The sequence below is a fragment of the Prevotella heparinolytica genome, from assembly GCF_002998535.1.
Lineage (GTDB): Bacteria > Bacteroidota > Bacteroidia > Bacteroidales > Bacteroidaceae > Bacteroides > Bacteroides heparinolyticus.
The window spans coordinates 3078499-3100449 of the sequence record NZ_CP027234.1; the positions used below are offsets into that span (position 1 = coordinate 3078499).

General features: G+C 43.7%; 20 protein-coding genes and 2 pseudogenes. 7 read left to right on the top strand and 15 right to left on the bottom strand.

All coding sequences use genetic code 11. The features are described 5' to 3' along the window. Positions 1-32: 32 nt before the first annotated feature. Positions 33-1460, bottom strand: a complete 1428-nt coding sequence (locus tag C3V43_RS12220) for an ATP-binding protein (RefSeq protein ID WP_077083045.1) — start codon at positions 1458-1460, stop codon at positions 33-35. Positions 1461-1655: 195 nt separating this feature from the next. Next, on the bottom strand, positions 1656-1883 hold the full coding sequence (locus tag C3V43_RS12225) for a helix-turn-helix domain-containing protein (protein WP_005874658.1): 228 nt from the start codon (positions 1881-1883) through the stop codon (positions 1656-1658). A 38-nt stretch (positions 1884-1921) separates the two neighbouring features. On the opposite strand from C3V43_RS12225, the gene C3V43_RS12230 reads away from it, so the two are divergent. Then, on the top strand, positions 1922-3247 hold the full coding sequence (locus C3V43_RS12230; protein ID WP_074453639.1) for an ATP-binding protein: 1326 nt from the start codon (positions 1922-1924) through the stop codon (positions 3245-3247). 56 nt (positions 3248-3303) lie between these two features. Here C3V43_RS12230 and C3V43_RS12235 read toward each other — a convergent pair whose 3' ends face one another. From C3V43_RS12235 to C3V43_RS12250, 4 genes are read right to left on the bottom strand one after another with little or no spacing between them, the layout of a single operon-like run. Beyond that, positions 3304-3498, bottom strand: coding sequence for a helix-turn-helix domain-containing protein (locus tag C3V43_RS12235; protein WP_013815645.1), 195 nt, complete (start codon positions 3496-3498; stop codon positions 3304-3306). Further along, entirely contained in the window at positions 3495-5543 is a 2049-nt protein-coding gene (locus tag C3V43_RS12240) for a bifunctional DNA primase/helicase (RefSeq protein ID WP_039416616.1), read from the bottom strand. The genes C3V43_RS12235 and C3V43_RS12240 overlap by 4 nt, the downstream gene beginning before the upstream one ends. Further along, positions 5540-5929, bottom strand: a complete 390-nt coding sequence (locus C3V43_RS12245; RefSeq protein WP_004585374.1) for a helix-turn-helix transcriptional regulator — start codon at positions 5927-5929, stop codon at positions 5540-5542. The genes C3V43_RS12240 and C3V43_RS12245 overlap by 4 nt, the downstream gene beginning before the upstream one ends. A 2-nt stretch (positions 5930-5931) precedes the next feature. Continuing rightward, positions 5932-6273 carry a helix-turn-helix domain-containing protein gene (locus tag C3V43_RS12250; RefSeq protein WP_097627129.1) on the bottom strand — a complete coding sequence of 114 codons (342 nt, stop codon included), beginning with the start codon at positions 6271-6273 and terminating at the stop codon, positions 5932-5934. Positions 6274-7337: 1064 nt separating this feature from the next. Between C3V43_RS12250 and C3V43_RS12255 the strand changes: the two genes are divergently transcribed. Then, positions 7338-8216: a PfkB family carbohydrate kinase gene (locus C3V43_RS12255; protein WP_106070034.1), complete on the top strand. Its 879-nt coding sequence runs from the start codon at positions 7338-7340 to the stop codon at positions 8214-8216. Positions 8217-8335: 119 nt separating this feature from the next. Then, positions 8336-9028, top strand: a complete 693-nt coding sequence (locus C3V43_RS12260; RefSeq protein ID WP_106070035.1) for a Crp/Fnr family transcriptional regulator — start codon at positions 8336-8338, stop codon at positions 9026-9028. Between the two features lie 19 nt (positions 9029-9047). On the opposite strand, the gene ccsA is transcribed toward C3V43_RS12260, so the two are convergent. The 4 genes and pseudogenes from ccsA to nrfH all read right to left on the bottom strand — a co-directional run bounded on the left by ccsA (position 9048) and on the right by nrfH (position 13274). Then, the gene (gene ccsA, locus C3V43_RS12265; RefSeq protein WP_106070036.1) at positions 9048-9839 is read right to left on the bottom strand and encodes a cytochrome c biogenesis protein CcsA; all 792 of its coding nucleotides are present in this window, start codon (positions 9837-9839) and stop codon (positions 9048-9050) included. 104 nt (positions 9840-9943) lie between these two features. Then, positions 9944-11170 (bottom strand): annotated as a pseudogene (locus C3V43_RS12270) (cytochrome c biogenesis protein ResB); the annotation flags it as partial. Between the two features lie 9 nt (positions 11171-11179). Continuing rightward, positions 11180-12661, bottom strand: coding sequence for an ammonia-forming cytochrome c nitrite reductase (gene nrfA, locus C3V43_RS12275; protein WP_106070038.1), 1482 nt, complete (start codon positions 12659-12661; stop codon positions 11180-11182). Positions 12662-12683: 22 nt separating this feature from the next. Then, entirely contained in the window at positions 12684-13274 is a 591-nt protein-coding gene (gene nrfH, locus C3V43_RS12280) for a cytochrome c nitrite reductase small subunit (RefSeq protein WP_106070039.1), read from the bottom strand. 747 nt (positions 13275-14021) lie between these two features. Here nrfH and C3V43_RS12285 point away from each other — a divergent pair. Together C3V43_RS12285 and eno are read left to right on the top strand one after the other, a co-directional pair. Beyond that, positions 14022-14360 carry a DUF6686 family protein gene (locus tag C3V43_RS12285; RefSeq protein ID WP_106070040.1) on the top strand — a complete coding sequence of 113 codons (339 nt, stop codon included), beginning with the start codon at positions 14022-14024 and terminating at the stop codon, positions 14358-14360. A 17-nt stretch (positions 14361-14377) separates the two neighbouring features. Beyond that, positions 14378-15658: a phosphopyruvate hydratase gene (eno, locus tag C3V43_RS12290; RefSeq protein ID WP_106070041.1), complete on the top strand. Its 1281-nt coding sequence runs from the start codon at positions 14378-14380 to the stop codon at positions 15656-15658. A 131-nt stretch (positions 15659-15789) separates the two neighbouring features. On the opposite strand, the gene queF is transcribed toward eno, so the two are convergent. The 5 genes and pseudogenes from queF to C3V43_RS12320 form a co-directional block, all read right to left on the bottom strand. Further along, positions 15790-16245, bottom strand: coding sequence for a preQ(1) synthase (gene queF, locus C3V43_RS12295; protein ID WP_106070042.1), 456 nt, complete (start codon positions 16243-16245; stop codon positions 15790-15792). A gap of 22 nt (positions 16246-16267) precedes the next feature. After that, positions 16268-16381 (bottom strand): annotated as a pseudogene (locus C3V43_RS14970) (7-cyano-7-deazaguanine synthase QueC); the annotation flags it as partial. Positions 16382-16500: 119 nt separating this feature from the next. Next, positions 16501-17181: a queuosine precursor transporter gene (locus C3V43_RS12305; RefSeq protein WP_106070043.1), complete on the bottom strand. Its 681-nt coding sequence runs from the start codon at positions 17179-17181 to the stop codon at positions 16501-16503. A gap of 232 nt (positions 17182-17413) precedes the next feature. Beyond that, entirely contained in the window at positions 17414-18760 is a 1347-nt protein-coding gene (locus C3V43_RS12310) for an OmpP1/FadL family transporter (protein ID WP_106070044.1), read from the bottom strand. A 383-nt stretch (positions 18761-19143) separates the two neighbouring features. After that, the gene (locus tag C3V43_RS12320) at positions 19144-19662 is read right to left on the bottom strand and encodes an HU family DNA-binding protein (RefSeq protein ID WP_106070045.1); all 519 of its coding nucleotides are present in this window, start codon (positions 19660-19662) and stop codon (positions 19144-19146) included. Positions 19663-20374: 712 nt separating this feature from the next. Between C3V43_RS12320 and C3V43_RS12330 the strand changes: the two genes are divergently transcribed. Both C3V43_RS12330 and C3V43_RS12335 read left to right on the top strand, forming a co-directional pair. After that, positions 20375-20845, top strand: a complete 471-nt coding sequence (locus C3V43_RS12330; protein ID WP_235655850.1) for a phosphohydrolase — start codon at positions 20375-20377, stop codon at positions 20843-20845. 34 nt (positions 20846-20879) lie between these two features. After that, positions 20880-21875 (top strand): virulence RhuM family protein, encoded by a 996-nt coding sequence (locus C3V43_RS12335; protein ID WP_106039985.1) that lies wholly within the window; start codon positions 20880-20882, stop codon positions 21873-21875. Positions 21876-21951 lie beyond the last annotated feature (76 nt).

The window sequence follows — 21951 nt, forward strand, 5'->3', positions numbered from 1 at the left end:
TGTTGAACTCTTAATATTAGAGAATGGATATGTTATTTGACTACCTCCTTCGTTCGATACTTCTGGTTCTTACTTTGGGGCTTTTCAGGAATGGTCATTTCGATCTTTTCCTGCTCTAATAAAGGACGGAGGTATTTCTTATGAAAATGAACGCGATCTTTTAACCCAACAAGCTCCATCATCTCTTCTCTGCTGCGAGGCGTTTGACAAAAGGAAAGTAACAAGGCGATTTTATCATGTATGGTGTCATGTATGGCATCATGTGGGGTGTCATGTGGGGTAACAGACTCAGAACGATAATTAACATTCGGAATCGTCAGGAAGAAGTCATTCTGTTTATTCACAAGGAAAAACGGCTTTTTTTCTTCCGTATAGCCATAAAGATTCTTCGTTGCTTCAAAGATTTTCTTTATCCCGCTTCCCCGACGTTCCATATACCTTAGCCGGCTGAAAATGTCAGCTAATATCGGATTACGCCTTTTAGAAATATAAGAACCGTCGCTCATGGGCTCCAATTCTCCCCCTCCATAGATTCCCCCGGGAGATGAGATAACTAAACGGTCGTCATACATTTCCACATGAACTTCAGTCCCTCGAAAATCATATGTCCTATGGATAAGAGCGTTCACCACTCCCTCAAAATAAGCACGTTCGGCATAGTCGGGTTTCTCCACTCTTCCATTAGCTGTTTTAGTCCATCCTTTGCGGGTATTTCTGCGAATAAACTCAGTGGCACTTTTTAACAAGTATATCAGATTGCCACTGTATTCTGCATCATCCGTCTCATCTTCATGCACTGATCCTCTTTGCAACCCATTCCAGCGTGTACAGAAGACTCTGCTGTCAGGTAACGGACATTGATCGGCAAAAAGCAATCCGGCGTTTGTCAAACGACCATCTTCTACCGCCAGACCGAAAGAAACATAGTCGCTATCTGACATATGCTGATTCAAGGTATGCAAATATGTCGCCTCCAACAATGTAAAACTATAGTCTGTGCGCAGTCTCTCCGTTATTTGACTGTCATATGTTTCGTTTCTTCCTTTCAGTATAAGCTCATTAAGCTGATAATCAGTCGCCGGAACAGATTCGTCTCCCATACGTATATATGCTGTATGGTGATGATCGTGAACATAGTAGAAAGGAGTATGTTTTCCGGAATCCACTCTGACAGCCAGAATATCTTTTCCTTTCTGTTGCAGGGGGATGCACTCAAAAACCGGACGAGGGGTGATACGAGCCACAATCAGCTCTGCAATTTTACTGATTGTCAATTGAATATCCTGCACACCAATTATCCGGCGCGTGCGATCTTCTACGCTGAAATAGAGCGTTCCTCCAATTCCGTTGGCAAAAGCGCTTACACTTTTCAGCCAGCTTTTAGCATTTTTAGTCTCAAGCCGTTCTTTGAAGTCACTATCACCAGATTCGGCTACAGCAATATGCGTTATTTCCCTCATGTGCCTATTTATATCGGCAAATATACTTCAAATAAATGAAAATATTTTTTGCGATAGGATTTATTATAATATAAATTCCGATTTGTCAATCCGATAATCTTTATTTCGATAGATATATATCTATAATTTTCTTATTTGTGTACGATAATCCAAATAAACAAAGATGTGCTTTTAACCGTTTTGTTTCTATTTCATTTACCACATCTTTTTATAAGACAGAATACCTTCTACCGGAAAATAACGCCGGTTCCCGATTTTGAAAGACGGTAATTTTCCGTTTCTTCCCCACCTCAAAGCTGTTTTGAAATGTATTCGCAAAATCCTCGCTACATCAAAAGCATCGTAATAGATTTGTTCCTCTATTTTTTTTGTTAGTTCGAAGCAAAAAAATATCTTTGCACTGACAAAACAGTTGTAATACACGACTAAAATTTCAGAGAAATCATCAAGAGACCTTATTTATGATAATAGACAGAAATGAATACATTGCACAGTTATTCGCAAAGCGATGGAATGGTAAGGTGAAGATTGTTACGGGATTAAGACGTTCAGGAAAGTCATTCCTACTCTTCACTCTCTTTAAGAATCGATTGATTGAGGAAGGAGCTCAAAAAGAAGATTTCGTGGAGGTAGCTCTTGATAGAAAATCGGATATCAAGTATCGTAATCCCAATCTCCTATACGACTATATCATGGAGCAAACAAAAGATATGGGCAGGAAATACTATGTTTTGATTGATGAGATACAGCTATCATATAAGATTAAAAATGAACACATTGACGAATCATTGGTGCCTGAAGAGGACAGAGACATGCTTTACATCACGTTCTATGATATCTTGAATGATCTGATGGCACGCCCGAATCTGGATGTGTATGTGACCGGTTCAAATTCCAAGATGTTGTCGCATGATATCGTGACTAATTTTCGTGACCGTGGTTCTGAAATAAAAGTTTATCCGCTATCCTTTGCAGAATACTTGTCGGTGTCCCGGATGGAGAAAGCCGATGCTCTGGAGGAGTATCTAATGTACGGCGGTATGCCTTTGACGGTTCTTGAACCGGATGAAAAGGAAAAACGCAAGTACTTACAAGGGCTCTTCTCGAATGTCTATATCAAGGATATTGTGGAACGCTACAACCTGAAAGATGACAACATATTAAGTGCTTTGGTTGATGCTCTATCGTCGTCGGTAGGCTCACTGACGAATCCAAATAAACTTGCCAATACGGCCGGTTCTCTGATGGGGAAGTTACCTTCACACAATACAATTAAGAACTATCTGGACTATTTGGAGGAGGCATTCCTTTTCCATAGCGCAAGACGATGGGATGTAAAAGGGCGTAAATATTTCGACAAGATTCTGAAGTATTACGCCATGGATTTAGGCTTAAGGAATGCCAGATTGAATTTTCGACAACAAGAGCATTCGCATCTGATGGAGAATATGATTTACAATGATTTGATTCGCAGAGGATACTCTGTGGATGTGGGCATTGTAGAGTTGACTCGTGTAATAGACGGTAAGCGTAAGTTGTCGCAATACGAGATTGATTTTGTGGTTAACGCAGGTAATAATAAGGTGTATATTCAGTCGGCATTGAATGTGGATACTCCTGAGAAGAAGGCACAGGAGACTTTCTCTCTGAGAAACACCGGCGACTTTTTTCGTAAGATTGTCGTGTTGGACGGTAGCCGCAAACTTTGGTCGGACGAGGATGGTGTAATGTATGTGGGTGTGATACCATTCTTATTAGAAGATATTGTGGCGGAGGCAATTGGATAAATAAACAAAAACCTAATATCCGGGTGCAACATGAGGTAGAATGGAATTGTATAAACTTACCATATCGTTTTTTTATAAGACAGAATGCCTTCTGCCGGAAAATAACGCCGGTTCCCAATTTTGAAAGATGGTAATTTCCCATTTCTTCCCCACCTCAAAGCTGTTTTGAAATGTATTCGCAAAATCCTTGCTACATCAAAAGCATCGTAATAGATTTGTTCCTCCTTTTTCAAATTTTTCTCTGTTATCATAGTTTCAGATTGTAAAGATTATTCGTTTGTTGTTCAATAATTCCATTGTTTCGCATATAACTGATATAACTCTTGGCCGTACGGTCTTTGACGTCGACCGTTTGCATGATTCTTTCGACCAGTTCGTTGTAAGATAAATGCTCTTGGGCGTGAAAGACTTCTTTTGCGATTTGTCCCAATTCCGTAAGTTTCCGTTTCTCTTTGTCTTCCGGAGATTTCTCTCCCCGGTAAACGTGCATCTCCTTTTCCCTGTCCCATCCGAACAGCATCAAAGGCACGTCCAACGGGCTGCCATCCCTTACTTTAAGGGCTTTTACGACCGACAAAGCCGGATTCTCATCTTTCTCTATGGAGAGGATGGCCGCCGACTTGCGCTGAAGCTCCGAACCGATATGCCCACGCAGTTTAATCCCGTTCGGGACGAAATGGAGCACACAGATAATACAGGTATTGTAGATACCGGCAAGCCGGTAGAGTTCGTCCACAATGGCAATACTCTCGCTTTCATCATTGGCCGAACGGATCAAGTCGGCTATTCCATCGATGACGACCAGATGAATTCCTCCATACCGGTGATGATACAAATCGATGCTGTCTTTTATCAACTGCAATCTCTCTTTACGTGAAAGAGCTGCAAGAAATATGGGATGATAGAAATCGGGAACAGACGTAAGAGAGGCTCTTCGGAGTGTTTTTCCGATGTTTTTATGAAGTTGGTATTCCGACTGTTCCGTATCGTAGTGCAGAACCGCTTTGCTCCGCATATTCGGACAAACATCCAGTCCGAGCAGATCTATCGGGAAATCCCTCTTTTCAGTATGCAACACTCCGGAAATAATCGCCGCGATATAGTTGCTCTTGCCAGTTCCCTCACCACCCGTAATGCAGAACAGATTGTCGTAGGTTCCCAAAGGAACGTCGTTCACGGAAATAACCGTTTTGGAACGATCGGGCGGATTGTTATAATTGATTTCACACGAACTTAAAAGCATAATGGTCTGTGTATATAATTGTTCCAAATGGGCGGATATCAGCTTCCTGAAATCTTCTGTGCTGTTTCCCAGCTTGAAGTAATCGGAGATATCTTTCTCTTGTTTGTTCCCGGATAAAGGCAATTCGATCCGCTGTAATTTATGGTGAGAAAAACGTTCGCACCAGCGTGTAGAGGCTTTTATGCCCGTTTCGTCCATATCGTACAAAAAGAAAATATGCCTGAACCTTCGTGCAAGCATTTCGATGACGGATTCTTCGATATTGCCTGTCTCACTGTTGAAACAGATGGCATGGAATCCATGAGAGGCAAGGGATAATACATCTTTCTCTCCTCCCGTGATGAAAAGTATATCTCCTCTTTGCGGAAGTTGCTCCATCCCGAACACGTAGGTTTCCGGCAATATTCCTCCGTAAACGAACCGGCATTGACTGAAAGGGCGATATACCTTTACATAGTCTTTGCGCAGGAAGCCGAAGATCGGCTCTTTTGAGGTATTCGTAAAACAGTAGCTTTTCCCTTCGGCATTTTCGCTTTGGAAAGTTTGCAGAGATTTGACATGATATCGATCCAAAATATTTTGTCCGGTACCATATTGTTCCCAGAAAGAAAGCTCGCTCCGGGTGTAAGGTTTTTCTGTGATTTTATAAGGTCTCATGGATGCTTCTTTCGGTTCTGATAAAGTTTGTTCGAGATATGGGAGTTTTCTGTTTCGTGCCGGAAAAGGCTCTTTCGAGTATGCAGGTATAGCTATCGGAAGAGAAAGGTCACGGACAATTTTTTTCAGGATATGCACAAAATCTTTTTGTACGTCCATGCCATACATGGCGGCGACAAACCAAAAACAATCTCCCGAATAATTGGGATCGCCAAAATCATTCATCCGGTAAACTCCCGTTTTTGCCACTTTATAGATATAACAGGAAGCTCGTCTGTCTTCGTAGAGCGGGTTTTGAAATTTTTTCTTCGGCTTGAAAGGAAAAGGCATATAGTAGTTGAATACAAGTAACCCTCCATCCGTTCTTTCCAGTATTTGTTCCTTGATATGATTCATGCGTCTTTTTCCTTTGCTTCAAAACCACACCCTCTGATGATACCGTCCCGATAGACGGATAAAGTCCTTAATGCCTCTATCCGATTGAATCCGCGGGCTCTTAACCGACCGCATTTGACGGCCACGTACACTTCGTCGAACCGATAGGCACATGCTCCGCTGCTCAGAATCGTGTAGGGCAACTCATTCCTTGCTCTCCATCGGTAAACAGTAGTAGGAGAGACATTCAAAAGCATGGCGAGCATACTCGAATCCAGACTGATGCTTTCATCCACCGGGCTGTAATCTTTTTTCAGGTCTCTCATAAAACCATGTATCTCCGATAACACCCCCTGAATATCTTTGAGGTTTTCTTGAATGCTTTTTATTTCATCGCTTTCCATCATATCTATTGTTTCATTTTACTGTCCAGAGGCCCGGGTCGGATATTGATATTCATAATCTTGGGCAGGATAATTGTTACCCCCAACTCCATTATCTCTATAAACCTTCGGCCGATCTCAAGAGCAATCCGGTCTCGTTCTTCCATTGCAGGATTCGAAAACACGTCTCCGGGATTCAGTTCCAAAAGTTCACAGTACCGGTCGAAAAGCTCCATACTTAAATATTTATTTCCGGCTTCGATCCGATAGACTGTAGTGGTACTAACATTCAGTGAAGCAGCAACATACTGTAAGGAATAGCCTTTTCTGTTCCGCTCCTGTTTGAGTCTTAATCCTACGTTCTGCATAACAATGTAAAGTTAGTTGCACCCCGGCAGCTTCCATTACTTTTATTACACATCTTTTTTCGCTTTCCGTAAAGAATTTTGCGTAGGATGCAATGGTTTTTATAATCTACGTCTCTATATATCTAAAATGAGACTAAAGTATAAGCCGTTGCGTTCAATGGAAAATATTTAACATCATTGCAATTTGTTATGATTTTTCAATACATATGCAGGAGAACCTCATTATTTGCTATGATTATATTTTAGAGGTTTGAATAATGACACAAAAAGGAAGAAAGAAAAGAGAGGATTATATTATCCGATAAAATTGGCTTACGTAGATTTAATGACTAATAGTCAACTAAAATCAGGATAATACAGATACAGGTTCCGTTAGTGCAAGTGCAAGCTCCCTATATATAAGGGGAGCTTGCACTTGCACTAAAAATGTAACCAAAAATTTTTCCAATTATTTATTTCACATAAAGTTTGGCTTAGGTTCAAAAAAGTAATACCTTTGCATTTGTGATCAGGGATAAAAGATGTCATCTGAACATCGTCCGAAGATAAGCAGCTTATGGTTTCATTTTGGTTACAATAGACAAATGCCATTCATTAAACAGTTGGAAATAAGGTTGTTGATATGGGTTGGTTCATATCCCGTACGCACCGCAATTATATCAGAAGTCTTTAATTACAAAAACAATTAAAGACTTCTTTTTTTATGTCCGATCTCCCAATAATGGAGAAGCACATAAGTAAATGTAAACTCACATCAGAGTAAACTTAAACCCACACTTTAGCAAGTCTATGCCCACACCTAAAGAAACGTAAGCCCACACCTAAAGAGGAACATCCCCGCACTTTAGAGAGCATAAGCCCGCACTTCAGGAGAGATTAGCTGAGAGGAAACAAACATCAACCTCTCTTCTATCCATTCCTGAAAAATCATGAGAACAACTATTTATCGTATATTCCACGACAAAATTGGTCTATTCTCCCGATACTTATTTCCCATTGAGCACAAAGAAGTATCTTCGCCGCAAAATTTAGAGTATCAGAATAATAAGAAATAAAAGTCGATAATGAACATACGGCACAATCTATGTTGCATCGGATATATCACCCAAGATAAAGTGGTGACTCCTCAAAGTACTATATATATGCCGGGAGGCACCTCTTTCTATTTCGCCCATGGCATCAAGCATTTGAGCGCAGAAGGCTTTCTGCTTGTGACTGCCTTGGCTGATGCCGATATGCATGTCGTGGAGGAAATAAAGAAAGAAGGCATCGAGGTGAAAGCTTTACACAGCAACCATTCCGTCTGCTTTGAAAATATATATGGCGAAAACCAGAATGAGCGCACACAACGCGTTACGGCAAAAGCCGACCCATTCACAGTGGAAGCATTGAAAGACATTAGTGCGAAAACCATTCACCTTGGCACCCTGCTGGCCGATGATTTTTCATTAGAGGTCATCAAATTTCTGTCAGGAAAAAGTCTCCTTTCCGCAGACGTGCAAGGCTTTCTGCGTAAAGTAGATAACGAGCAAGTATTGCCGGTGGATTGGCCGGAGAAAAAGGAAGCATTGAAATATATCTATACCTTGAAAGCCAATGAAGCAGAAATGGAAGTACTTACCGGATGTACCGACCCTCACGAAGCCGCCTTGCTGATTGCCGATTGGGGCGTAAAAGAGGTACTACTCACACTGGGCGACAAAGGCTCACTGATTTATGCAAGCGGACAATTCTATGACATCCCGGCTTACCCTACGCTACAAGTTGTAGATGCTACCGGATGCGGAGATACCTATATGGTGGGCTACCTGTACATGCGAAACAAAGGAGCCTCTTATCAGGAAGCAGGTTGTTTTGCAGCAGCCATGTGTACATTGAAATTGCAATCCCACGGTCCGTTTCGCGGCACGGAGGCACAAGTGAGAAGCATTACCAATATGTGAGAGTCACACCTCTCCAAACTTCCCTTCACGCTTATTTTGCAAAGGGGCTCTTAAAAATACGATTGAAAAGGCCTTTGCATCTGCATATTATTTATACCTTTGTCAGAGAAACGTATGCTATGGAAAAAATCTTGTTAAGTGAAAAGCATAAGCAGCTGCTGTTCCAAATCCCTTTATTAAGGGAACTGGAACAAGATGCCAAACTGTCGATACTTGACAAGCTGGACTACTCCGTCTATTCCGTAGAAAAGAAAGACGTCATAGCCCATCAAGGAGTTCCTTGCAAGAAACTTTATATATTACTGGAAGGCAAACTGCGTGTAGACATCATCGACGGATTGGGCAACAAAGTAATGATAGAAAACATCATCGCTCCTCGCGCTTTTGCCACGCCTCATCTTTTCGGAACCGACACTACATTACCGGCAACTTTCACAGCCATGGAGCATTGTACCTTATTCACAGCGACCAAAGAATCCACTTTCAATCTGATAAGTCAGAATCCCAAAGTACTGCACAATTTCCTTTGTATAACCGGCAATTGCAACGTCTGCACCGTTTCGCGCTTAAAAATCCTTTCTCGCAAGACCGTCCGCGAAAGATTTGTAGTTTACCTCTTTGAAAACAAGGGAAACTGTAGCAGAATCATCCCCATTGCCCATACACAATCTGAACTGGCCGAATACCTCAACGTGACCCGTCCGGCACTATCAAAAGAAATCAATAAGATGACTAAAGAAAGAATCATCCAAATGACTGGAAAAAGTATCGAGGTACTGAATGAAGCTGCTTTAAAGGGATATGTCGGGTAATGCCGTCGCCAACATTCTTTCAGTTCAGATTATAGGTATGCACACTCACACCCTGCGCCGAAGGCAGATAATTGATTCCATACCAACACATCTGCAACAATAAGAAAGAGAGAAGCAACCCCACCAATGCCTTGCGGTATGCCAAAGGTCTGCCCAGACGATAATGCAGGTATCCCAAATAAGAAAACCATGTGGCGGCAGCCCATGTTTCTTTTGGGTCCCAAGCCCAATAATGCCCCCAAGCCGCCTTTGCCCAGATTGCCCCGGACAACATGCCCAACGTCATGAAGGCAAGTCCCACATACGCCAGATTATCACACAAATCCATCTCACGGCCATCAATCTCTTTCTTCTTAAATCCAAGCAGATAGACCGCCATAAGTGCAGCAGCACCCAGCATAGCATAGGCAAACATATAGACTATGACATGCGGCGTGAACCACGGACTCTGCAAAGCAGGCATCAACGTCTTATTGTGAATCTCGGGGTTGAAGATATTGATGCAAATAAACACCAATGAAAGAATAAAACTAAAACAGAGAATCCACCTATACTTCCAGCGACTATAAACAATTATCCCCACCAACGGAAGGAAAAACGAATACCACAAACGGGTCTCGCCCATCGTGCGCATGGGAGGACGTTCCAACGAAATCCACATAGCCACGATAAAACTGAAGAATACACCCAAACCCAAGAAAGTGGAAACATACACAACTCCCGGCCGCTTACCGCGCCATGCAGACCAAGCCCCCAGCCCCCAAAGCAGCAAGGCGGAAACAGCAAACGGAGCAAAACTATTCCAACTCATACGCACTCCTCCTTTTCTTCTCTGCTCCATAATATCCTTTCGGTCTGGACAGATACTTCCTCTTTTTCAAACATCTCTTCCGGATTCACTTTATTATCGACCTTCTTTTCTTTTCCTTTTGGAGCATTTACAAACAGGCATACAGCTCCTATCATCATCATGACAATGCCGATATAGACTACCGGAAGCCAAGGATCGCGCACAAGCTCGAACACACTGACATCGCTCCAACGCCCCTTCGTCTCATCATAGCTCAACTGATAGATGTTCCATCCGGCTATCTTTAAGGGATGGTTCACCTCAATCGTATCTTCTATCACACTGCCTTCCCGCGTATAAACCGTCACATCCGAGACAAACCGCTGCGGCTCACGTTCAGGCATCACAAGACTGACTTGCTCGGTCAAGCGTAATGCTTTGTAAGGAAACATGAAACTTCCGCAACTCACCCACCCTTCGCATAACCGTCCATCTTTTACATTCTTTGCTTTCAGATAAACGGCATAAGTGGCCCCCATTGAATGAAACTCCGAAAATTTCAGTGTATCTTCTGTTGCAACAGAAGCTGCCATCGGAATAGACTGAAGAACAACGATTTCCCAATCCTGCAGTTTGCCTTTGTCCACCCCACCCTCCAATAGTAGATGTTCCGGGATATCATCTTTCGGAAGTGCCTGTCCCGTCTCGTTGTCAATCAACATCAGCTTCGGAGGATACTCATGTATCGTGAAATTCTTCAATTCAATGGCAAGCGGCAACTCTATCAGTTTGCCGTTCTCATCCGTTGCACGCCATTCGGTCTGTCCCAACCGGGTAATCATCTTCAGTCTCTGCATATCAGCGTTACCCAAAGTAGCAGCCAGCAAAGCGATGAACAGACCGACATGATTGAGCAGGAAAGGAATCTTCCGCATTTCAAAAGGAGAACTCACGCGAAGTATAGTCAATCCCAAAGTGGAAAGCAACCACACATAGAATAACACGAACGGCCAGAAAGAGAGCATCTTTGAGAAACCGATGAGTTCTGCCGGCGGCTGAGTGGACGGCACTTGCCGCACCAATCCCATAACGACGGTGATAACCGCTACGCATATAAGAGAAGAAACCGCAGCCGTATAGTGGCTGAGCCAGCCAAAACAATACACCCGTTTGCGAAGCGCATGCATAACAGCCAGCAAACACAGATATAATATCAAGACAATAAAGTTAACCGGCCAAGCAAACAATTGCCAACAAACACCCCCTATGGTCCACTGCAACAACAAACCGGTGACACACAAGCCTGCACCACAAATAAAGCCTTCTTTATACCCCCACGGTTTCTTCCACATAAAACACTTTTATTTTTGCGCTAAACGATTATTAGCCTTTGCTTTCTCCAACCAGGCAGGAACAGTTGTCTTCAAGAATTTATCTTTTGCGGCTTTTTCGGCATCCATATCCAGCCCGATATACTTCTGTGCTTTATCTTTGGTAGAAATGTCCGGCATAGGCACATCACCGGTGAAACCATTCTTTGCCAAGACTTTGGAAATGGCCAAACGTGCCTGCATAGCCCTATCCAAACCATGAGACAAGATACGTTGAGTTTCCTGCGGTGCATGGAAAGCAGCACCATGAGAAGCCACAGCAAAGTCCCAACGCCATTGTGCCTGACGAATCAGCGCTAAAACATCTTTCATCTGGCCATCTGTAGCACCCTTGTCCCATGCAAATTTGGCTTCGATATGCGCCTTTGCCAATTCGTGTTCCAAACGGTTACGGATTTCATTGGCTTTGCGTTGGCGTTCATATACGTTTTGACGCAATACTTCTTCAGTTTCGCGATGACAAGTCTGGCAAGTACGGTTGATCATTGCCAGCGGGCTTTGTATGTGATGGTCGCTGAACTTCACACCACCTTCACTTTTATAAGGCATGTGGCAGTCGGCGCACGAAACACCACGTTGTCCATGAATGCCCATTTGGGAAATCTCAAAATCAGGATGTTGTGCCTTTAATATCGGAGTGCGGCTCAATTGATGAATATAGTCACAATAGCCGGACTCATCATAATAGGCTTCCATATCCTCTATGTTAAAACCTTTGTCCCAAGGAAAAGTCAGATATTTCCCATCGCCCTTGAAGTAATATTCCACATGGCACTGGGCGCATACCAATGAACGCATTTCCTGCGGCGTGGCTTTCGTTATATCTTTGCCCTGACGTTCAAAAGCCTCTATCAATGCCGGACGGCTGATGTGCAAGTTCATGTTTTTCGGTTCATGACAATCGGCACACCCGATAGGGTTTACTATTTCCTCACCAAAAGCCCCCCATTTATTATTATAAAAAGCATCTACCCCGATGGCTTCCATCATACGCGGGACATCCGGACTCTTGCAAGTCCAGCAGGTAGAAGGTTGCGGGCCATCGGTTGCCGTTACAGGTGAGCCGGTGCGTAGCGTCATCGTAACATCTTCAATGGCATGCATGTGCCCGCGCGGAGTGGAATAATCCTTAGAGAAAGCATATCCCGCCCACAGTATCACCATTTCCGGTCGTTGCTCCAGCACATCCACTGCGATATTCCCGTTGAACTCAGTCCGGAAATCTGTTTTGGCGGTTTCAGTCCACGTCTGGTATTCGCGCGGAAAATCATCCTTAAAAACCTCGTTGCGTGCTTCAATTCCTTCGATAACTGTTCGGCGATTATTGAACACACTCGCCAATTCGGCTCTCCGTTCCATCAAAGCCGATACACACAGTCCCAACACAAACACAATAACCATTGAACCACCGAACAACAGCCATCCTTGCCATGATTTGAGTTTCTTTTCCATAAGATATGAAGATTTGTTGTTATTATCTGTTCATTAATTTCTGAAGCCATTCCGGCACGGGTGATTCCGGATAAGGAACCAATGCGGCAGGCGTGGCCGAAAGGCTGTTCTTCCCACCGTGAGGCACGTCTCGATGGCAATCCCAGCAGGCTTTGCCCTCTCCCACGAGTGTCATCATGTAGTCCACTTTCCCTGCACCGACGAACTCATTAGTGAGTTGCGTATGGCAACGAATACAATTATTCATGATGACCTGCGAACTAGCCGCATGTGCCTGAATGCTCTGCCGTTCGCCCTTGAGGAGAAAAACACGGACATGATTCATACCGTCCATGCCTTTAAACACCCATTTCTTCACCGGATTTTCATGAGGAACATGACAGTCATTGCACGTAGCGTTCCGGCTATGGGAACTGTGAAACCACGTTGCGTAAAAAGGAGCCATGATGTGGCAGTTGACACACGCGGCAGGGTCATTGCCCAGATAAGTGTGAGCCCGGAGAAGATACATAAACAATCCGCCCCCGCCAACAAGAATACCGCATACAATAAGTGCCGTCACTTTCCATTTATAAGAAGGAAACAGTCTGCTTATGATAGATAGTTTCGCCATACGACAATATATTTTTGGCGAAAATACATTATTATAAATAAAAAAAGTGTAATAAAGATTACATCTTAATATTTTAACGCGAACTCGATATAAATCTTATGCAATAAATCTGCTTTTGTCAATAATGTCAATATTCATAGACGGCTTCTTTGGTAGCAGGTTATAAGCTGTCAGCCCTGACAAGAGGAAACTCTTTCTTTTTATTTCCGGAAAAAGACATCACCCGATAAAGGCCTCTCCTTCCTTTGAAAAAAGTTGATACTCACTCTTATCATCTTCGTCTTTTCTTCGTGTCTATAGCGAGCAACTCCACACGAACATGATACGAACTTGATACGAAGATGATACGAAGATGGTAAAACGAAGATGATGGCATTATAATCCTTACAGAATATCTTTACAAATGACAGGGATAAAGGATTTTTTTTACACAGTTATTGGTATTCAACTATAAATAAGTGAGATTACCAACTTTTAGTACACTTTTCTTATCTCGAGCTGATGTTACTTTAGAAACTGTTTTTGAGAATATGTTTCAAATTTAACCGGAGTTCTGAGTCTTAGAATTCCGGTTAAATTTATTTTAGTTTCCTTCAGCGAATCGGCTTCGAAGATTCGAGCCGGTAGAACCAAACAGATCATCGGCCGCTACCTAATTCTTGCTTCGCCCCACCCCAATACCGCAATTTATAGGTATTGACAAATATCGTAAATAGCACGACCTTTGCAACAATTCAAACAAAGACTATGGACAATTTATTGAAACAGACTGCCAACGGTTTTGTATCTTTTTGCGCCAAGTGCAATGCTTATCATCTGGAGTTCGGGAATTTGTTTTTCAGATTTACCGACGATGAGTTCCGGCATTTCCGCCGGTATATATGCTCTATCGACGGCGAATATTATAAAAACCTGAACCGGGATATGAGAAATGCCCGTAAAATCTTTCTGCGAATGCCCATACAAGGTTTTTACTGTGCTCTTCATCCTGAGGAATTGGCCGAATTGAAAAGGTTGGTGGACTTTACAACGACAGAAGACGAAGCAAGTTTATCAATACATCTGGAACATTACTCTTTAAACTAACTAAATGAATATTAAGTATGAAAATTGAAAAGATTGTAGCCCGTGAGATTCTTGATTCACGCGGCAATCCCACAGTAGAAGTGGACGTAATTCTGGAATGCGGCGTCATGGGACGCGCGGCTGTGCCATCCGGCGCTTCAACCGGCGAGCACGAGGCTTTGGAGCTGCGCGACGGTGACAAAAAACGTTATGGCGGCAAAGGAACGTTGAAAGCGGTAGAAAATGTCAATAAAATAATTGCTCCCGCCTTGGCAGGCCGGTCGGCATTGGAACAACGCGCCATCGACCATAAGATGCTGGAGCTGGACGGCACACCCACCAAGTCGAAATTGGGAGCCAACGCCATTCTGGGCGTTTCGTTGGCTGTGGCCAAAGCGGCGGCTGCCTATCTCGACATCCCCCTATACAGATACATCGGCGGCGTAAACACCTATGTAATGCCCGTCCCGATGATGAACATCATCAACGGAGGCTCTCACAGCGATGCGCCTATCGCCTTTCAGGAATTCATGATTCGCCCCGTAGGCGCCACTTCTTTCCGCGAAGGGTTGCGTATGGGAGCCGAAGTATTCCATGCCTTGAAGAAAGTTCTACACGACCGTGGTCTCAGCACGGCTGTCGGCGATGAAGGAGGTTTTGCTCCGGCACTGGCAGGCACGGAAGATGCGCTGGACTCCATTATGAGCGCCATCAAAGCAGCAGGCTACGAGCCGGGCAAGGATGTAAAAATCGGCATGGACTGTGCTTCATCCGAGTTTTTCAAGAACGGTATCTACGACTATACGATATTTGAAGGCGAGAAAGGCAAAAAACGTACAGCCGACGAACAAATAGCATACTTGGAAGATTTGATTAATAAATACCCGATTGACTCCATTGAGGACGGTATGAGCGAAAACGACTGGGAAGGCTGGAGAAAGCTGACCGAACGCATCGGCAACCGTTGCCAATTGGTTGGTGACGACTTGTTCGTGACAAATGTGGAATTCCTTGAAAAGGGCATTGCCACAGGATGCGCCAATTCCATTCTTATCAAAGTCAATCAAATCGGGTCGCTCAGCGAAACGCTGGATGCCATCGAGATGGCACACCGTCATGGTTATACAACCGTAACCTCGCACCGTTCCGGCGAAACAGAAGATGCTACCATTGCAGACATTGCCGTTGCCACCAATAGCGGACAAATCAAAACGGGCTCTTTGAGCCGTTCGGACCGCATGGCAAAGTATAACCAATTGCTGCGCATCGAAGAAGAGCTGGGCAACCTTGCTGTTTATGGCTACAAAAGAATAAAATAACTCTTTGTAGTGAATAAGTCATAAAGAGGGAATAGCGTCTTTGGGAAAAGGCGCTATTTTTATTTTCCTATACCTTATTATATATAGGAAATGCAATCGGTATATATAAGAAATACCATCGAAAGGAAACATCATTCCCGATTCATCAGACGATGCCCCGCCATCTGCTCGTACTTCGTGCCGGGACGGCCGTAATTGGCATAAGGGTAGATGGAAATGCCGCCACGCGGTGTAAAGATACCGGTCACTTCGATATACTTGGGATTCATCAACCGAATCAAATCTTTCATGATGATGTTTACACAGTCTTCATGAAAAGCTCCATGATTGCGGAAACTGAAAAGATAGAGCTTCAGGCTTTTACTTTCCACCATCCTGACATCAGGGATATAAGATATACGGATTTCCGCAAAATCCGGCTGACCGGTGATAGGGCATAAGCTGGTAAACTCCGGACAATTGAAACGCACCCAATAATCATTGTCCTGATGTCTGTTGTCAAAAGCCTCCAGCACCTCGGGGGCATAGTCTTGCCTGTATTCGGTTTTCCTTCCCAATAAAGAGAGTTGTTCTTTCAATTCGGTCATATCATTTCTTATTAAGAGATTCCTAAAGTTCGTTTAAGTCATTGCCTGCCAGATGCTTCTTCCCCCCTCCATTCCTCAGCTTACACGTCGGGCAACAGCCGTAGCCGTCTCCTTGAATGCCATTATAGCACGTCAATAATGCTCATCCATTGCTTCAAACTCCACCTCTGCCTCGCGAACCATGTGACGAATAAAATGGAGAAAAAAGCAGAAAACAAACGCAGAAGAGGCTAAGAAATAAATGCAGCACAGATTCTAAATATCGCTGATTTTCCACACTTTGTAAGAGATTCCTTCATCATAGACGTCGCTTCCGTCTATCCGCTTGATGGCATTCACCACACGGATGGTCACCGGGAGTATCACTACTTCGTACATGGACTTGAGCACAATCTGGATGCACATCATCAGCAGCAACTCGTTCCACGCGATAATTCCGCCGAAGGCTACGGGGAAAAAGATTAACGAGTCGCCCGTCTCACCTACCACCGTCGACCAGACGGCGCGTGCGGAGAAGTTTCGCCCGTTGCTTGCCAACTTCATACGGCTCATGACATATGCATTCAGAAAAGAGCCTACCAGAAAAGCCGACAGACTGGCTATTACAATGCGCGGAGCCATGCCGAAGACGAAATTGAAGTGCACCTCGCCTTCCCAAAAAGGAGCGGCAGGCAAAGCAACCGCCAACAGGCCCAGCATTACCACAAAAAAATTCATGGCAAAACCACTCCAGATAATCAGACGCGCTTTGCGAAATCCCCAGACCTCGGCAATACAGTCGTTGATAATATAAGAAATCGGAAATACTAACAGTCCGGCCGTCACGGTGATACCGCAAACCTGAATGACTTTAGTTTCAAGAAGATTGGCTGCAATCAGACAGACATTGAACAAAATGCCCAGCAGCATAAAAGGTACAGATACTTTTTGCTTCATACTCCTGTTTTTTACGTGGTGTTCTAGAATACACGACCGCTATTCGCGGCATCATACTTTTTTAATCGGGCGCAAAGATAGAATGTTTTTTCCAAACAGACAAATTTCTCTATCGTATAGAAGAGAGCAACGGAAGATTTCTATTTTTAAAAGCAAGAAAAAACTCAGATAACCATGCAAGCTATCTGAGTTTCAAAACATCCATTGTATGGCTGATGCCGAAGTTTCGGTTTTAGAAGCTATAATCCAGACTGAGGCCGAAGACTTTATTCGTACGGCTATACACGTTCGTACCGCTTAGTCCGGTTCCATTATAATTCGCGGAAGTCTTTTTATAATCCTCATAGTTAGTCCACATATAACCGATATTCACTTTCGCTCTTTCGTTCAATTTGAATTTCGCACCGAAACCCAAAGAATACGAATCGCAAGAGAAGCTGGTATCGCTCTGATAGTTGTCAGACAATCCATAATCCGTTATCTGACCGCCGCAGCTCAAAGTCAACCTCTTAGTTACATCCCATTCGATACCGGCCAGATACTCGTTCGTACCCTTTGTCAGGAACTTTTGTTTATCTCCCGCCATACCTGCTTTCTTGTCGTTATAGAAGTGATACTCCACAGAGGCGCGCAGCACCGGCAGAAACTCATAAGCCGCAGCAACTGATAGCATGGAAGGAATGTCGTTCGGAGTATTCACGCCGTGCTTGTAGGCATCCAACGCACCCTCCGGCGCTTTCAGCTCTTTCGTGTTGTTCTCGATGTTCAGGTTAGTCAAGAACTCATACTTCGCACCGATGTTCAACTTACCCAACCGGGCATTCGCACCGATAACCGGTGTCAGGCCCCATCCGGTCTGATCGCAGTCCAAAGCCAAGTTCATCAGGGCGGCACCGCCATACTCTTTCTTCAGATTGGCATCCACAAATCCTTTGTAACCGCCGAAGAAATAGTTCATACGTCCGCCGGCAAATGCAGAGAGCCATTCGTTCACCTTGTAAGTCAAGCCCAACTGCAAGGAGTAGATATATTGCTTGCCATCCATGCCTCCATTGATGGTGTACATATTCGGAGTCACTACTTGCCCTCTTTTCAGAGCAGATTGAAAGATTCCGGCCATAACCATCGATTCGAACATGGGCAGGCCGTCGTCGAACGAAGCCTTGCCCCCGCCACCGGTGACGGCAAAGAAACCGGAAATGGTCCAGCTACCTTTCTTATAGGCTGCAAACAGACTGGGGATAACCGGTGCGGCAGCCTTTCCTTCATAATACTTACTGAAAGGCTTCTCCGAAACAATGGGTTTCGTCCCGTCAAAACCGTTGTATGTATGGAAGGCGGCATCAATATTTCTCGTTTGGAAAGCGCTCTGAATACTCAAAGCAGCATGAAAGCCGTCTTTCGGCAAGAAAGCCAGACCGGCCGGGTTGTAGTAAGCACCGTCTATTTCGGTAGTGGCACCGCGAGATAACATACGAAGAAAAGCCGGGTGTTGATTGGTGTTAGTCAGAAAGCCACCCGCAAAAGTTGGAATTGAAACTATCAGCATCGCAATGCCGATCAATAAAAATTTTCTCATCTAAATCTTTTTTAATTGTTTTCGGCCGCAAAGGTACAACAATATCGCACACCACAAGCGTTTTTGTGCAGAAAAGTAGACAACATCTCTTATTTGATTGAAAAACAAACAATTTCCAATGAAACAAAAAGTCATCTGTCGTACTTCATCCCACCCGATTATCCTCCATCTCCAAACACTCCCGAAAGGATGCACCGCAATGAAAAAGGCTCTTGCATTATGAACCATATCAGGCGCGGACTTCACGCATCGGCACGGCTGTTCATTGACGAAATCCGTGAAATTCGCATAAGCCGCGCCTGAAAAATCATAAGGGTGCTCCGGCAACTCTTCGTCGGTCTGGATAGCCGCCGGAGCAACAGTGCGTTTCAGCTACTCCGCAATTACCCCAAAGGATTGCTGTTTTGGTCTCCTTCGCCGCCGGGAACAAGGTTTACAGGGAGATTGGGACCGGTAGAACCGGAAGATTCGGACGAACCGGAAGTTTCTTTTTGGGAAGTCAGCTTCTCTATATCCGTCCAACCGATAACAGTATCTACCATGGAGCGGGTGACAACCTGCTTGTTGCTATTGCGCCTTACTTCGGGGATGAAACGCACGCGAACTCCCACAATCTGCGACGCGTTCACATTCTCCGGTTTGGCCACTCCTTTCTTATTCGCAGCCACCGTGTAATAGAAAGTTCCCACCCCTTCCAGTTTCACGGTGCGTCCTTGGGCCATATAGTCGGCCATCACATTTCCCAGATTCTTTATCACGGCATACGTATCACCGCGCGTAACGGTAGAAAGTAAGGAAAGTTTGTCCGCAATCTTGTCAGTAGAGACGGGAGCACCGGTCGTAACCGCTTTCGGATACCATAAACCGGTCAGTTTCGAGTAAAATTTCTTGTAAAAAGCCATAATTTTAAAGTTTAAGTTTATTAATAATAATGTATTGGTTTCTCTTATCTCATCCGAGGAACAGATTTTTTTCACCGCGAGGCCTCAACGGTTCCGTCCGTCCGCTTTCCTCGGATTCGATGTTGCAAAGTTAGGGGCAGACAAAAGAAAATGCAAGAAAACGGCATCTACAACAAAGGAATATAAAATTCTGATAAACAACATTTAAAAAAACGTACTCTCTACAATGAGAAAATAACCAGAATGACAGAAAGAGAGAATAATGATGGCAATATCTACAAAACAAAACGTAAATCACTGATAATGAAAAGGGGGACTTGAGTGCATCTCTACAACAACGGAAAATTGCTTCAAAGGCAGTGTGGAAGCAATAGATGAGAAAAAACGGCGTGGGCTCTTTCTTTCAAGAGTAAGTTTTTTCCCATTCTTTATTCTGCAACGCCTCAATGAACACTTGAGTTGACAAAATCATCTCCAACAAAAAAATCCCTTTCATTCTTTCCTTGTTTTGGTAAGGATTGAATACCTTTGCACATAAAATAGCAGTGATAAATATTAGAATGAAACAGTACATATATGTATAAATCTATCAATCCCAAAATGACGATAAATTTATATCAAGGGCAGTCCAGTTTCTTTACCTGCAATTAACACGAAATGTTATTAACAACAGAATCAAAATGGATTGATAACGTGATGAATTATAATAACAATGGTGAAAGACATAACAATTAGTGCTGCACACTTAGCCGAACGGCTACACAAGGGAAAAGTAGATAAAGCCGGAATGGATTATTTCAGCGGGCATCTATCTGCTGTCGCTGCAATGGGAAGAACTTGGCAGGAACAAGTGGTTGGGTATCTCCATGATGCGAGTGAGGACTGCCCATATACTGTGGACGAAGTATTGGATTTATTGGACACCGAATTGGAACCCCCATTACCCGACGTGGAGAGAGAAGATCTTGCAACAGTTCTTCGATTGCTCAATCACCATATAGTTCCTGATAGAGAAACGTATATTCATCTTATAGGGGCTAATGCTCTTACAACGGCAGTAAAGTTGCATGACCTTACTCACAATATGGATTTGTCTCGTTTACCTAATCCCACAAAGAAAGATTTTGCACGAGTGGAGCGATACAAAAAGGAGTATGAGTACTTGAGCAATCCATCGAAATAAAGCATCGGACTAAAAACATAAAAGAACTTCAACTATGGAGAGCAACATAATACTATATACTAACGACAATGGCGATGTAAGCATCCAAGTGCGTTATGAGGACGGCACTTTTTGGCTTACACAGAAACGCATGACTGAACTATTCAATGTGAATGTTAGCACCATTAACGAACACTTGAAAAGTATATTTAGCACAGAAGAGCTATCGGAAGAAGGAACTATTCGGAAATTCCGAATAGTTCAGAACGAGGGCACTCGCCAAGTGGCACGTGAGGTAACATTCTACCCCTTGGACGCAATTATCGCTGTGGGGTATCGTGTCAATTCGGAACAAGCCACACGTTTTCGGAAGTGGGCAACACAAGTACTCAATTCGTTCATTACCAAAGGCTATGTGCTTGATAAAAACCGTTTGAAGCAAGGTGAACGGTTCGGGCATGACTATTTTAAGGATTTACTTGAAGATATTCGTGAGATACGTGCCAGCGAACGACGCTTCTATCAAAAGATTACGGATATTTATGCTCTGTCGATTGACTACGATAAGCAAGCGCCGGAGACAAAGCTTTTCTTTGCATCAGTGCAAAACAAGTTGCATTGGGCTATTTCTGGACAGACGGCAGCAGAGATTATCTATGATAAGGCTGATGCGAATCAGCCCCATATGGGACTGACCACATGGAGACACGCGCCAGACGGGAAAGTGATGAAGTCTGATGTTACAATAGTCAAGAATTATCTCGACCAAAAGCACATGACGGCTATCAACCGCCTTGTATCTGCTTATCTTGACTTGGCAGAAGATCGCGCCGAGCAGGAGATTCCTATGACTATGCGCGATTGGAGTATTTTACTTGATGGATTTCTGACAGTAGCCGGGCGCCCTCTGCTTGAAAGTCCAGGAAGCATTTCCGCATTGGAGGCAAAATTGAAAGCAGAGCAAGAGTATGAGGTCTTTCGCCAAAAACAAGATGCAGAGTATATTTCAGATTTCGATGAAGAAATAAAGCGACTAAAAGGAGAATCTTAATGTCATAAAGCATTAAAATAATAATTTGATGCCTCAAAACACTTTTATTTTTCAGCAATCAATAGTTAGTTCTACT